Consider the following 14,223-nt stretch of genomic DNA (forward strand, 5'->3'; position numbering starts at 1 on the left):
ACTGCCTCAATAAAGGGCGCGCATCGTCCCGCATTACATTTCTGGACTTTTTTTGAGGTTTTGAGATCATAAGAATCGAGCACATTTTGGAATCCTTATGCCTGACGGGATTTTAGCCACGCACGGGGTGTGAGACCTGTAGAACGTTTGAAAAATTCGTTGAAAACAGATTTTGAATTAAAGCCACTTTCATAAGCTAAGCCCAATAGCGTAATGTTGCTGTTTTCAGGGTCTAACGCTTTTTGCTGAAAAGCAGTCAAACGCCAACTGTTAATGTATTCATTAAAGTTTTTACCGAGATTTTCATTGATGAGCCAGGAGAGTTTGTTAGGGTGAATCTGTAATGATTGCGCCAACTCTCTCAGCGAAAGTGAGGGGTTGAGGTAAATCTCATCTTCATCCATCAGTTGCTTTAATTGCTCAAGCGTAGCCAGCGTTTCAGGGTCTGGCGTGTCCGTAGCGATCTGCTCTTGGTTACTTGAAATTGGAAGAATTCTAGCATTAATAACCTGGTCCTTCCTTACATTTTTAGGAAAATTCATCCTTTCAAGCATTTCCTCAAAACGTTCATCATCGCGAATAGAATCCCACATCCAATAATGTTTGAGGGTAACCATCATTACAGATTTCGCCTTATATCCTTCTTCCAGTTTTGCGAAGGCTTCTTCTTTTAGGCCCATCATAGCGTAAAGCAGCGCAGGGTCCATAGGATCTATAAATTCTTGACTTTTTATACTTTGTAAAACTTCTTTTTCTTGTCCTAAGAGTATTTTTAAAATAAGATGAGAAAAGTGCGCCCAGGGATTGTTTTCACTTAATGCGATGGCTTTTTGGGAGGCTATCTTGGCTTCGTCAAACTTCTTTAGAAATCCGAGAGCGGTGCTCTTCCAGTGGTACGTTTCACTATTGGAAGGTTCCAGTTCAATAGCTTTGTTGAAGGCTTCTATGGCCGGTTCAAAGCGAGCCGCAAAATAATAGGAGATTCCAACCTGCCAATAGCTACCGAAATGTAGAGGGTCAGTTTCTAATAATTTTTGGGCAATTTCTATGGCTTTATCAACATCATTTTCAAGAAAGATGTGGTAATAGGTGATAAAATCATTTTGATTGGGCAAGCCATATCGCACTGCCTTTTGGTAAGATTCTATAGCGGCATCCCAGTTCCAGTCGTAAAACAGATGAATAAAAGCCAGGACTTTATGCGCGCGTGGGTCGTACTGATTTAGCCCTAAGGCCGTGTAGGCATAGGCTCGCGCTTGTTCGTGAGCATCAATAGTAGAGATTATTCCAGAGGCAGCATGGTGAATTAAAGTTTCGCCCATATAGGCATAAGCTTCACCATAGTCTGGCGCCAGCTCTGTAGCCTTTTTGAAATATTCCAATGCCTTTATGTTGCCGTCAAAATCTCTTTTAAAAAAATAGATTCCCTTTAAAAGTAATTGGTATGCCTCGGTATTTTGCGTGTAATTAGTACTGGTAAAGTTGACTTCTAACTCCAGTTGCAAACGCTCAAGTACGCAGTTGGCTATTTCATCCTGTATGGCAAAAATGTCATCCAGCTCACGATCGTATTTTTCTGTCCAAATGCGAAATCCATTTTCGGCTGTAACCAGTTGTACACTGATGCGCACTTTATTTGCGGCCTTTCTCAGGCTTCCTTCCAGTAAAAGGTTTACTCCTAATTTATTTCCTATTTCACGTGCATCTAAGTCTTTGCCCTTAAGGGAAAAGACGCTGGTCCGCGCAATTACTTTCAACCCATCGATTAGACTTAAGGCATTGATAATTTCTTCAGTGATTCCATCACTAAAATATTCATCCTCTTGATTGGTGCTAAGATTTAAAAAAGGAAGTACTGCAATGGAGCGTTCCGGAATTTCGGAAATCATTGGTGAAAATAATTGGTTGGTTTTGTTTTGAAGGAGTAAATATAGAGGAAAGATGAGTTTTTGTCCCTTCTACATATCCTTAAGCTCCACTGATTCTAAATTAATCTCACTCACTTGGTGAAGCTTAACCTGTGTACATTCCATTAAATTTTGGTCGAACATTACCAGATTGATGCCATTGGGATCTAGAGAACTCGTAAATTGGATACCACTTGCTCCAGTAAATATTCTGATGAATTCACAGATAAACTGAGTAGGGATGTACTCTATCTCAGTGTCATATCTTCTCATAGGTTTTGAGAGATCTTCACTAATCTTCTTTTTCAAAAGCCTAGCCTTTAAAATCTCAGCTACATTATCTGGCTGGTAGAGGGATGGTGTTTCCGTAAAATCAACAATTCTCACAGGAGAGAAATTCTCTTTTAAATTAAATGTAGCTATACTAACTTCATCTAAATACGATGCACGTACTTCATAAAGCACGGTTTTGGGATTATTACAAAGATATAGGTACGGAATACCTAAAGGGTTTGCCCTGCCCGCTTTAGCCAAGTTAGGTTGTGGACAATTCATTTTTTCGAATGGATATGCTGGAAGACCACTTTGATGGTGAACCCTCGCTCTATATAAATCACGATTTGTTTTTAACTCAATCTGGCTATCTAAGAGTTTGTCCCACTTAAGTTCTTCGGTAAGATATTTAATGTCCGTCAAATATCTACGAGACCACTTCAATTCCTTTTGCAAAGCATTCCAATAATCGACATTGTCTTTTATTTCATCTATGTAGTCCACACGCTCGCCTGCATCAGAAATGCTTGTAGAGATTTGCGGCAAGACCTTATCTAATATTTTGAATGTCACATTTTCAGAAATAAAGAAGTTCCAGTTAGCCTGAATTTTAGTTTTTAAAGGTTCCCCTTTCTCAACTTTCTGGAAGTTGTTTAGGAGTTCCTGAAAGAAATCAAGTAGCTCCTCAATAGCCAAGAGGTGAACCCCTTCAGAGTCGCAAATTTTACAGTCTCCTAGTTTTGAAGAGGCTGTAATGAAGCCTTTCAATTCTTTATCAGCAAAGCAATTCGGACAGACCTCCATCTCTACTTTCTTCTTAAATATTGGCTAACGATTAAAAGATGATTTTTTATGGAAAGCTTTTTCACCGTTCCCAATCCAGGATAATGTTGCTCATCATAAAACTCTTCCAGCTCTTTAATAGCTGAGTTGTTTAAGCCATGGGATCTACAATAACTAACCGCTTTTTCAGCAGCTTCCGCAAATTTCCCCTGAATGTTTGCGATAGAGTCATTGGTGTCCGAAGTAAAGTGTCTTATCCAAATTTGGTCCTTTTCATTTAGATAGGTCAAATGGATAACAACAGCTCGTGGCGTACTTCCCCCTTCGGCATACTCACTAGGCAAAATTGTAAAGTCAGAAAATCCATCAAAATTTTCTTCATCAAAATAAAGATGCTCTTCAGAAAATCTATGGTTTTCTATTTCAAGAAAATCTTTATTTCTGGCCTGTTTCTCAAATAGGTCATCTAGTCGGATATAAGCTTTTCCAAAACGTCTGATAAATCTGTCTAAAGACCTGTTTCGGCCCGGGTCTTCAACAACAACGGAGGTTACGGCATCCATGCTCAATAATTGCTCAAGTCCAGAGTCATCCGAACTAACATCATTTTGACATAAAAGCAAACAGTTATTGAAAGCATACTTATCAATAAGATCAGAAATGTAGGTGGAGTTATTTCGAAAATGGAAAGCAGGCATGAAGACCGACTGATCAAGGGATGAAATATAGTCTGCGTAATATGAGTGATCACCATTCATCTCACCTACAGTAGGGTTTGCTATTACGAATACCCGCTGATTTGTTTCCCTAAAGACCTTATAAGCCAAATCAAAGTTGTTGTGACTTTTTTTTACGGGTTCAAGAATTGGCAAAACAGTATCTTGAGTTCTTCCTTCCATTGCTAGTTCTCGTAATGCAATGAGTTCAAATTGTCTTGCTCTCAGCAGCGGATAGTACATTGGTTAAGTATTTAGTGGCGACTTGAGTTTAAGCATCATCTCTTTCTTTTCAGATTTCTTCATTCTTAATGCCAAGCTCAATTGGTTGAATTCTTTATAGTAGCGAGTGGATAGGGTGTTTTCTAATTGTCTTTTTTTCATCTCACCGATGAAAAGAAGGTTAAGTTTATCGTTTGGGATTTTATGAATCAACTCGGAACATTTGTTAAATTGATTGAAACTAGTCATTTTAGGTAAAATTCCGTAAAACTTTTTCACGATGGATTTATACTCATGCGTATGAAGGATATGCATGATAACTGCTGGATCTACTTCGGGGTTAGGGGGAGCAGAAGTGATTTTCTCAAATTTATTTTCACCCCCAGAATTGAAAGTAATTAAGCCTACATCGACAGAATAACTTTTATAGAGGTTCAACTTTGATTTAGGAATTATTAAGTAAATCTCATTAAAAGCCTTTTGATAATTTTTCAGTTGCAACTTTAGCCGATTGGCAGAATCGTACTCTGTTTTAATCTCAAATGCTCGGGAGGAACCGTTGAACATGACCAAATCGGCTATTGCATTTCCTACACGATACTCGCTAAACACCTTGGAGTTTGTTTGGCCGACCTCTTTTATCAGCCATTCATTGAGTATCGAATTTTTAAAGATATATTCATTTTGATAATGAGTCTCCATTACTTTGTAAACGTACTTCAGGTAATCCAAATAAGTTGCCTGCGTTGAACCCCTCCAGTCTTTATCATAGCGATCCACCTTATGATGAATTGAGCTGAAATCGTTTCGTAACCAAGACTCCACATGACTTCGGGAAAACAAGGAGGAATAATCACGTAGTTGATTTTGGCTATATGGATTTTTTAAGGACATGCCGCAAAGTTAGAAGTTTTGTATAGAGAGCTACTGCAAACAAGGTATTATAAAATCTCCAATCTATAAAAAAGACGCGAAGCCGACCCCTCCGGTCAACTTCGCATTATTCTCAAAGACCAAGCTTTATTGTTACTCCTGTACAACTACTTCTCCCGAAATGTTGTATGAACTTGCCTGAAACCATCCCAAGCCACCTTCAATATTTGATGGAACATTGGCTGGTGTTTTTCCAAAAAGACCACCCTGCATAGGTGTTTCCGAAAGTGCTATTAAATACTTATAGGTTTCTTCACTAATGCTGATGAGTTGTAGTGTAACCACATCACCCATTTGTGGTTTTTCATCGTCTTCCAAAGTTTCCGCCCAGGTGTAAAGGCGAGCTTCCAGCTCTTCACCGGCCTCAAACATAAGATCATCGAAAGCTATAATATCAGAGGCTGTGGTCATCTGTTTTACACCATTTATAAAAATCTCAGCTTTGTAATAGTTGTCCTCTTCCTGGTATTTTTTAATAGTAGCCAACAAATGATAACCAGCGTCAAGATATGGGTCTGTTACATCAGCTTTTATCACGTTCACATTGTTTCCCGAAACGGTATCATTCATGGTAGACTCAGCTGAAAGACTTCCTCCTTCATATTGCACATCCAGCGTGTAGGTTTTACCAACTTCGCCTACAAAATCGGTAGGAGGCAGGTACAGCCCGTCATTACCTGAAGCAGTGAAAAGGATGAGATTACCACGGTTATCTCTTACGCTTACTTGCGCATCAATTATGGTTTCAGGTTCATCTGAAGACAAGTAGCCTTTAGTGTAAGCAAGTTTTATGAAACTTTCCCCAGCACGGTTTGAAATCAGGCCATCTACGGCAACTTTACTTTCAGGCTCATTTAGTTTTAAATCTACCACCTTGGTACAGGATGATAATAGAATAACAAAGGCGGATATTAATAATATGGATAAATTTTTCATGGTGTTAAAATTTAAAGTTTAGGGTGATAGCAGGAACCATAGTTCCTACCAATGAGGTTTGTACTGCTTCGGTTTGTCTTGGGTTGTCCGCATTTTGGCGCACCTGAATGCTGAATGGGTTTTGACGAGCGTATAGGTTGTAGATGGAGAAATTCCAACTGTATTCCCACTTGCGGCCCGGCTTTTTCTTTCCATCTAGTGTGAAGGAAACATCGAGGCGGTGAGAGTCGGGAAGGCGATATCCATTCTTTTCATCATATACTGGAACCACTACACCGTCAAATTCATAGGAAGAAGTGGGCAGACTTATTGGCGCTCCACTGGAATAGGTCCAGGCTGCACCAAATTGTAGTCTGGGTTTTACCTGATAAGACGAAACAATATTGATAGCGTGCGGGCGATCCTGAGTTGGCAAGTAAGCTTTGCCATCGTTAATACCTTCAATAGTGCGCTCGGTGTGTGAAAGTGTGTAGCTAATCCAACCTGTAAATTTCCCCTGAGTTTTCTTTAGCATCAATTCTAATCCATAGGCTTGTCCATCACCAGAAAGGACTTCATTTTCAAGGTGCTCGTTGAGAATCAAATTTGCATTGTCTTTAAAATCAATTTGATTTTGCATGTATTTATAGTACACCTCTGCCGAAAACTCGTAGCTGTTGTCGTTAAAGTTTTTGAAGTACCCTAGAGCAATCTGATCCGCAATTTGAGGCTTGATGTTTTCCGAAGCAGGAAAGTAAATGTCAAGTGGTGTTCCCGTGGTAGAATTTGAAGCCAGCTGCAAATACTGCATCATTCGGTTGTACGACATTTTGATAGAGCTTGAAGTGCCCAACATATGGCGCATGCTCAGTCTTGATTCAAAACCGCCTTGAGTTCCGTGAAACTCCCCAGCATCATATTCTGTGCTTGATAGTGGCTCATTGGTACTATTCTGATAGCGATTTACCGTGCCACCAATATTTTGAAACATAGAATAGCGCAGGCCGGCATCAATGGTAAACTCATCATTCACTTTTATGGTAGAGCTCAGGTAGGCAGATGATTCAAGTGCTCGCTGTGTTTCCAGGTCAAAAGATGTTTCTACATCACTGCCGGTAATGCTGATGTTGCCCGGGTGAATAGTGTGATAGATAGAAGCCCCACCTATTTTGAAGGAGTATCTTGAATTGGCCAGATAGGTGAAATCAGCTTTTAGTGTTTCATCATTGATTCTGGCTTTCCATTCCAAATCTGAACTTCCTGTAGAGTTTACTGCCAAAGTATAGTTGAAATCGCTGTAAAGAGCGGAGATATCAGCAATCAACTTATCAGAAAAGGAGTGTTTCCAGTTTGCAGTAGCGGTTCGGTTTCCCCAATTCCAACTTAACTGTTCCTTATTTTTAAGAACATCATCACCGTAATAACCTGACAGTGTAACAACGTCCTTTTCACCAAGTCTGAAATTCAGTCTCCCATTGAGGTCATAAAAATACATTACGCTGTTTTTCAGATCTTCTCTTTTACTCATTCTAGTGAATACATCTGCGTAAGTTCTGCGGCCAGCTACCAGAAAAGAGCTTTTTCCTTTTTGAATAGGGCCTTCCAAACTAAGTCGGCTGGCTATAAGCCCTAAGCCTCCATTTCCATGTAACTTTTCATTGTCGCCATTTCTTTGGGTTATGTCAAGAAGGGAGGCAGATCTTCCACCGTATTGTGCAGGAACGCCTCCCTTATAGAGCTCTGCTTCTTTTATTACATCGGCATTAAAAACCGAAAAGAAGCCCATTAAGTGACTTGGGCTGTAAACTGTGGCGCCATCCAGCAGCACCAAATTTTGGTCAGCTGAACCACCGCGAACAAAATAACCAGTGGTTCCTTCGCCACCAGATTGCACACCCGGCAACGCTTGAATCGCTTTAAGTACATCCACCTCACCCATAAAAGCGGGTATTTCCTTAATGGTTTTTATGCTAAGTACTTCGCTACTCATTTTCATGTCCTCCACATTGGCGGCCTTTGCCTGATCAGTTACGGTAACCTCCGTAAGCGTAGTAGAAGAGGAGGTTAGTTTTACATCCAGAGTGCTGTTTCCTGAAGTCTGAATCTCTATTGTTTTGGTTTCGTAACCAATAAAACTTACTTGAAGCTGATATTTACCTTTAGGTAAACTCAAAGAATAAAACCCGTTTAAATCGGTGGTGGCACCAATTTTCACTTCAGGTGCATACACGGTGGCACCTATCAAGGTTTCACCAGTTACGGCATCTCTAACGTGTCCGCTCAGTGTAGCTTTTTCTTCGGCTTGAGCTAAAGAAATCAGCAGGCTAAGAATAAGAGTAAATACTTTTTTCATTGTATTGGTTTTTGGTGTTGATGATGAGAGTTTTTGCTTTTGTCTCATTTGCTGGGGCAAAGCTATTGGTGGGTTGAGGCTAAGAAGTCCTGCATTTCACGTAATAGGTTCGGGATTATAAATAGGGACAAACCCGCTTGTTAATTATGCTTTAGCGTAAGGTTGGATTTGAAGGATTCTGTTTTTAAAGTTGATAGTAACAATACCAGATGCCATTAAATCGTAGCCAATCAGGCCGTCTACATTAATACCATGCGATCTCAACTTTTTGAAGTCGGTGGTGAGTGTGGTTACCTTTTTAAGGTTTAAACCAATTTTGATGTTTTCCAACTGGCGGATTTCGATTCCGGATTTGGAGCCATCCGTGCTCAAAAGGCTTTGGCTAGAAATCAGGCTTGTATAAATCTTGTCACGATTCACTAGATTTTTGTCTAGCAGCAGCGTTTCCGAGCCCGTGTCAAAAGCTATTCGGTACGATTTATTATTGATTTCAGCCTGTAGCTCAATGAATGCTCCGCTGTATTTAAAAGGCATGGAGATTTGATTTGATTTGTATTTCGGAGTATTGGCGTAAAGCCTGTTTCCCTCTTTATCGGTTTTATAGATTTTAAGAATATGCTTGTGCAAATCGATTTCCAACTCAACCCCTCTGAATAAATCCACACCTAAAAGGCCAAGGATTTTCACGTTTCTCTTTTTTTCAATGTGACTGAGGTCAATCACATCAGCAGTCTGCTGCTTAAAAGCTACTTTGCCCAGTTTCAAATTGCGTACATACAGAATATGTGCATCATGAAGCTGACCGTTTACGCCTGTTACTTTCCGAGTTGGGTCGAGTTGATAATCCTCAAAGTGAGCTTCATTAAGCACCAATCCTGGCGCTCCGGTATCAAAAATGAAATAGCCACTTTCTCCACGCACTTCTCCTTTTATTAAAATGAGCTTGTTGAGTTTGTAAAGCGGTATTTGTAGTGGGCTGATACTTGTGTCAACAGAGCTTCCTTCTGTCCAGTAAATTTCACTTTGTACTCCACAACTAGTGAAAAGCAGGCCGCCAAAGTATAAACCAAGTATCATTGGGAAATACTTTTTGAATGTTTTGGTTTGGTTGAATTGATTCTTCATGCTATTCGTTTTTTGGTGAGGCAAAAGTCATTTGGGAGAAATCCGTCTGCTGGTTTCAAAAGCAGTTTGATTGGTTCGAAAAGGATTATTCCATGATGAGCTTTACCCCAGTTAAATCGTTGGAGCAAAAGAAGCTTGAAGCAGAAGCCTACAGGTTCGGGATTCGGTTTAGGAGGTATGGAATTACATATTAATACCTATTGCCAAACTACATTGCGAATGGATGGGTAATGGTAAAAATGACGAACCCCTCTACATAGATAGAAGGGTTCGTTTTAAAGGGGCAATACAATCCGTTGATTGGTTTAAGATGCTGCTGTACGTTTTTTACCGCGTACCAGTAGCCAAACAGCAAACCCTAATTCGCCAACCGTCATAGGGATGCTTAGAATCATTTCCAAATTGGCAGCCAAGCTCTCTAAGCTTTGGAATTGCTTGAGTGTGCATACGAGGGAATAACTAAACCCGGCAACGATTAAAAGAACTCCCCAAAATCGAAGCTTAGATTTTAGAGCCAGATAGCCAAGGCCGATCAGGTGAAAACCGAATACAATCAGTCCTAGAGTCCAGATGTTTTCAAAGCTTTGAATATGTTCCATCACTATTTGAGCAGTGCCTTCACTGGTTTCTTCAAGTAGCTTACAGATGGTCATCAGCTGTCCTATGGCCATTCCAAGAATGATGGAGTAGATAATTCTTATCCATGCTGTGAGTGCAGAAATTGATTTGTTTACACTTTTAAAAAAGTAATATAAAGCCCAAGCCACGATTACATCAAGAACTAAGATTAGACACCATCCAAGAATCTCTGCCTGGAAAAGTCCTTTTGAAATTATGAGATTCTGTAAAGTGGTGTTGGCATCATCCAGCAGTACAATTTTTGAATGTGCATACCCGAATGAAAAACCTGCGGTTATCGCCATTAGCAGGAGTGAGGCACCTGCTATGATGGCAAATCTGCTTAAGGATGTGTTAGTTGCTTTCATAATTATATTGCCAATTGAGGAGTTGATGACTTTTTAAACCTTAGTCCCTTGATAAGAAGAAAAAGTGTCAGTGAAAACTCTCCAATTACACCTCCGCTTATAACTAGCATTTCGAACAAGCTTTGGTAATCCTTATAATTTGAAAGAAATAACTGTGCGCCACTATCCATTAGATAGGCTATGCCAGCAATTTGCAGTAACACCCCAATTATCTGAGGAAAACTAGCGGAACGGAAGATCAGTAATCCAAGCAGTAGAAGATGAGCTCCAAAAAACAAGAGTCCAATATTCCATACCATGTTGAACTGAGCGAGCAACCTTTCGACATCTCCTGCTAAATCTTGTGGAGAATTTGCAGCAAGGCTTGCTATCTCAAACAGGCTAAATAGTGCTATTGCGAAAATGGCTCCGTTGATTAACCTAAGGATAGACGATGTGGTAGCCAGTCGTTCACTCTCATTTTTTAGCAATCTATACAAAGGAAAGGCGAGTATGATGTCTACAATAACCATTATAGAAAAGGCAATCAGGCCCATTTGAAACTGTGAAAACTGATTAATAATATTTATAGAAGTTAATAGTGCATGTCCATCTACCACCATGCTTTCGAGGGTGTAGAAATTGGCGAAAAAGCCAGAGATAAAAATGATTAGATATCCTAGCCCGGTAAGTCGGGCAGTGGTTTTAAGTGATTTCATAATTGAGATATTTAAAAAGAAGTTGTATTTAAAAAATGAAGTGGCTGAGCAAGAAAGAGCGAGAGCAAGGCTTGTGAAGTTTTGAAAACCAAGGAGTTTACTGTCGTAAATGGATGTTTTCAAAACAAACATAACGAAGCTATCGTACTTTATGGACAGACACTAGCGAACAGCGATTACCACGTTGCCTTTTTTGTGACCAGCACTTACGTAAGTATGTGCTTCCGAAACTTTTTCTAAAGGGTACTGACGGTCGATTATAGTTTTTAAGCGGCCTTGGCGAATGATGTCAATGAGTTCAGCCAACATCTCTTTGATTTCTGGAGATTTGAGCATACCTGTAGCTGCAAATTTTGCTTTTTTGGAAGAGAAAGCTGAGGTCCACATCATTTGAAACAAAAGCCCAAGATCGAGAACAGGCGAAAGATATTGGCCATTTTCGGCAAGCACGCGTTTACAATCTTTAAAACTTCTTTTGCCCACGGTGTCGTAAATCACATCATAGGTTTTACCGTTTTGCGTAAAATCATGTTTGGTGTAATCAACCACATGGTCGGCCCCAAGAGATTTAACCAGACCTATGTTTCGGGTACTGCAAACACCTGTTACCTCTGCCCCAAATTGTTTGGCCAACTGCACAGCAGCAGTTCCCAAAGCTCCGGAAGCTCCATTGATAAGCACTTTTTGACCAGGCTTGATGCCTCCACTTACGTTGCGTAAAAAGTTCAATGAAGTAACCGGACCATCGCCCATACCGGCAGCATCTTCAAAACTGATGTTATCAGGCAGTGGCATTACTGTTCCATCTGCGGGTACAGTAATATATTCGGCATAAGCACCAAAAGATTCAATGTTTTCGCCAAATACTCTCTGGCTTGGTTTAAAGGTTGAAACTTCAGATCCTACCGCCTCAACTATCCCTGAGAAGCTAGTTCCCCAAATTTGGTGTTTAGGTTTGAATAAGCCAAGCATCAACCGCCCGATATAGGGTTTGCCAGTGCGCATCATGGCATCAGCCTGTGTTACGGTTGTGTTTTTGATTTTCACCAATACCTCATTAGGTTTTAAGGTAGGTTGATTTACATTTTGTAATTGAAAAACCGATGGAGATCCGTATCCCGTAGCTACTATCGCTTTCATTGTATTTGTTGTCATCGTAATTGATTTTTTGGTTTACAATTGAATTACGATGCAAATGAAGCGTGATATGGTAGTGTGGGAGTTCGGGATCTACAGGAGGAGGTTCGGGATTATAAATGTGGACAGGAAAGTGTTTGCACGCAAAGTCGCCAAGGCGCGAAGTTATCCACCCCCACCTTTCAGGCACCCCCGCCAGCGCGGCACAGGCAGCCGCTATCTTTTTGGCAAGTGAGAAATTTTGGCTTTTGGTAACGAGTTTACTTCTTTATGTGAAAATGCCCTTGGATAGGCGTGTCCCCCGCTGGCGGGGGTGGTCGCAGACCGGGGGTGGATATTATTTATTTGTGAAATAGCCTACGGCTTCTATTGAGCCTTCAACCACTCCTTGGGCGTCATTTCCACTTCCTTTTTAAAATAGGTGTTAAAAACCGTTTTGGAATTAAAGCCACTTTCATAAGCTAAGCCAATTAAGGAAATATGAGAATTGGCTTCATCGATTGCTAAACTCTTGAAATGCTCTACGCGATAGTGATTTATAAACTGATTGAAATTTTTACCCAGTCTGTCATTTAGTAGCCATGAAAGTTGGTTGGGGTGAATTTCAATTCTTTCTGCTAAAGAGCGGAGCGAGAGATCTGGGGAAAGATAGGGCTGTTCTTCAACCATGTAGGTAAGAAGTGAATTTGAATAATTGGTGGCGGTTTTGTCATCCAACAAAGCAGTTTTTTCCTTCTCTGGCTTGGCTTTTGGCAACTGCCCATACAGTTTGGAATGAAACACTGGATAGCGCTCATCTTTACGAAGATTACTGTTGAGGGAGCCTGAAAAACTTAATAAAAGTATGGGTGATTTCATGGCGATGGCTTTTTCTAACCATTCAAAAGCATTGTCATATTCTTCTTTTAAGGCGTAAGCCTGTATCAGGTAAGCGTGCTGCTGAAAAGCCATTGGGTTTTCAGCTTGCTTCAAAAGTTCTTCAAAACATAAGTCACTTTGAGTTTTATCCTTAGAGATAATGTGCGCAAGACAGGGAATTCCCAAGGCATCTCCAGGAGGAACAAGTCCTTCGGGGGCTTGATCAAGGAAGGCTAAAGCCTCATCCTGACGATTAATATTTAGCAGGCTATAACACTTAGTAATGAGTGCAGGTAAGTTTTGAGGATTTTTCTCAAGGCGCTGGTTCAGAATATCTAATGCCTCTTCAAACTCTCCTGCAGTATGATGGTAATAGGCCTTGTAGAAAATGGTTTCCTCATTCAATGGATCAATTTCCAATGCCCGTTCAAGGTGTTCCCAAGCTTGCTTTTTATCTCCTGAAATAAGGTATAAAAAGGCCAAAAACTGCTGCGCCTCAGGATAATTGGGCTGTAGTGCAACCGATCGTTGAGCGTATTTGTAGGCTTCCTGAAAGTCTGCTTTTACAAAGAATGAAATATTGGCAAGCTGGTAATGTGCCGGGGCGTTACCCGGGTCAAGCTCTAAAGCTTTGTTGGTATATTCCGAAGTTTTGGTCCAAGCCTCTTCATACGGCATATTTTGAGTAACTCCCAAAAAGCCATACGCATCTGCAATTCCCGTTAAAGAAGGAATATGATTGGGGTCTATAGCCAATGCTTTGCTCCATAGTTCTATAGCTTTTTTTACATCGTCTGGGTTCCATTTATTTAAAAGAAACTTGGCCTTGAGGGAGTATTCATAAGCATCGATGCTCTCCGTTTGTTTCTCTACAAGGTGTTCGGCTATTTCAAAGTGTCCGTACTGTTCCCTTAATTTTTCTGCTATGAGTAAGCTTATTTCATCCTGTATCTCAAAAATATTTTCCAGTTTTCGATCCCAGGTTTCTGACCAAAAATGAAAATCATCTTCAGCCTGAATAAGCTGGGCAGTAATGCGAACCATTTTGCCTGCCGAGCGTACGCTACCTTCAAGAATCACGGACACATCAAGTGTTTCTGCAACTTCTTTTATAGGTGCTGCTTTACCTTTAAAAAAGAAAGATGAGGTACGGGAAGTTACCTGTAGGCTTTCGATTTTAGCTAGAGCATTGATGATTTCTTCTGTAATACCATCACTGAAATATTCATTTTCAGGATTGGAGCTCATATTTACAAAAGGCAGTACGGCTATGGTAGTGGCAGGCATGGCGGCAGTTTAAACCTGCAAGATAGTTTG

General features: G+C 40.4%; 11 protein-coding genes. All 11 read right to left on the reverse strand.

Annotation, left to right across the window (positions count from 1 at the left end; translation table 11 throughout):
• Positions 1 to 95: 95 nt before the first annotated feature.
• The 11 genes from OWEHO_RS01400 to OWEHO_RS01450 all read right to left on the reverse strand — a co-directional run bounded on the left by OWEHO_RS01400 (position 96) and on the right by OWEHO_RS01450 (position 14,193).
• Positions 96 to 1,889, reverse strand: a complete 1,794-nt coding sequence (locus OWEHO_RS01400; RefSeq protein WP_014200664.1) for a helix-turn-helix domain-containing protein — start codon at positions 1,887 to 1,889, stop codon at positions 96 to 98.
• Between the two features lie 69 nt (positions 1,890 to 1,958).
• Positions 1,959 to 2,948 carry an RES family NAD+ phosphorylase gene (locus tag OWEHO_RS01405; protein WP_223252706.1) on the reverse strand — a complete coding sequence of 330 codons (990 nt, stop codon included), beginning with the start codon at positions 2,946 to 2,948 and terminating at the stop codon, positions 1,959 to 1,961.
• 38 nt (positions 2,949 to 2,986) lie between these two features.
• The gene (locus OWEHO_RS01410) at positions 2,987 to 3,922 is read right to left on the reverse strand and encodes a sce7725 family protein (protein WP_014200666.1); all 936 of its coding nucleotides are present in this window, start codon (positions 3,920 to 3,922) and stop codon (positions 2,987 to 2,989) included.
• Positions 3,923 to 3,925: 3 nt separating this feature from the next.
• Positions 3,926 to 4,795 carry a sce7726 family protein gene (locus OWEHO_RS01415; RefSeq protein WP_014200667.1) on the reverse strand — a complete coding sequence of 290 codons (870 nt, stop codon included), beginning with the start codon at positions 4,793 to 4,795 and terminating at the stop codon, positions 3,926 to 3,928.
• A 132-nt stretch (positions 4,796 to 4,927) separates the two neighbouring features.
• Positions 4,928 to 5,770, reverse strand: a complete 843-nt coding sequence (locus tag OWEHO_RS01420) for a DUF4249 domain-containing protein (protein ID WP_014200668.1) — start codon at positions 5,768 to 5,770, stop codon at positions 4,928 to 4,930.
• A 4-nt stretch (positions 5,771 to 5,774) separates the two neighbouring features.
• Entirely contained in the window at positions 5,775 to 8,102 is a 2,328-nt protein-coding gene (locus OWEHO_RS01425) for a TonB-dependent receptor (protein ID WP_014200669.1), read from the reverse strand.
• Between the two features lie 144 nt (positions 8,103 to 8,246).
• The gene (locus tag OWEHO_RS01430) at positions 8,247 to 9,227 is read right to left on the reverse strand and encodes an aspartyl protease family protein (protein WP_014200670.1); all 981 of its coding nucleotides are present in this window, start codon (positions 9,225 to 9,227) and stop codon (positions 8,247 to 8,249) included.
• 305 nt (positions 9,228 to 9,532) lie between these two features.
• On the reverse strand, positions 9,533 to 10,213 hold the full coding sequence (locus OWEHO_RS01435) for a DUF4386 domain-containing protein (RefSeq protein WP_014200672.1): 681 nt from the start codon (positions 10,211 to 10,213) through the stop codon (positions 9,533 to 9,535).
• 2 nt (positions 10,214 to 10,215) lie between these two features.
• Positions 10,216 to 10,911, reverse strand: a complete 696-nt coding sequence (locus OWEHO_RS01440; protein ID WP_014200673.1) for a DUF4386 domain-containing protein — start codon at positions 10,909 to 10,911, stop codon at positions 10,216 to 10,218.
• Positions 10,912 to 11,073: 162 nt separating this feature from the next.
• Positions 11,074 to 12,066 (reverse strand): NAD(P)-dependent alcohol dehydrogenase, encoded by a 993-nt coding sequence (locus tag OWEHO_RS01445; protein ID WP_014200674.1) that lies wholly within the window; start codon positions 12,064 to 12,066, stop codon positions 11,074 to 11,076.
• 348 nt (positions 12,067 to 12,414) lie between these two features.
• Complete coding sequence (locus tag OWEHO_RS01450) at positions 12,415 to 14,193, reverse strand: tetratricopeptide repeat protein (protein WP_014200675.1); 1,779 nt, start codon at positions 14,191 to 14,193, stop codon at positions 12,415 to 12,417.
• Positions 14,194 to 14,223 lie beyond the last annotated feature (30 nt).

Origin of the sequence: Owenweeksia hongkongensis DSM 17368 (assembly GCF_000236705.1) — a bacterium.
Taxonomy (GTDB): Bacteria; Bacteroidota; Bacteroidia; order Flavobacteriales; family Schleiferiaceae; genus Owenweeksia; species Owenweeksia hongkongensis.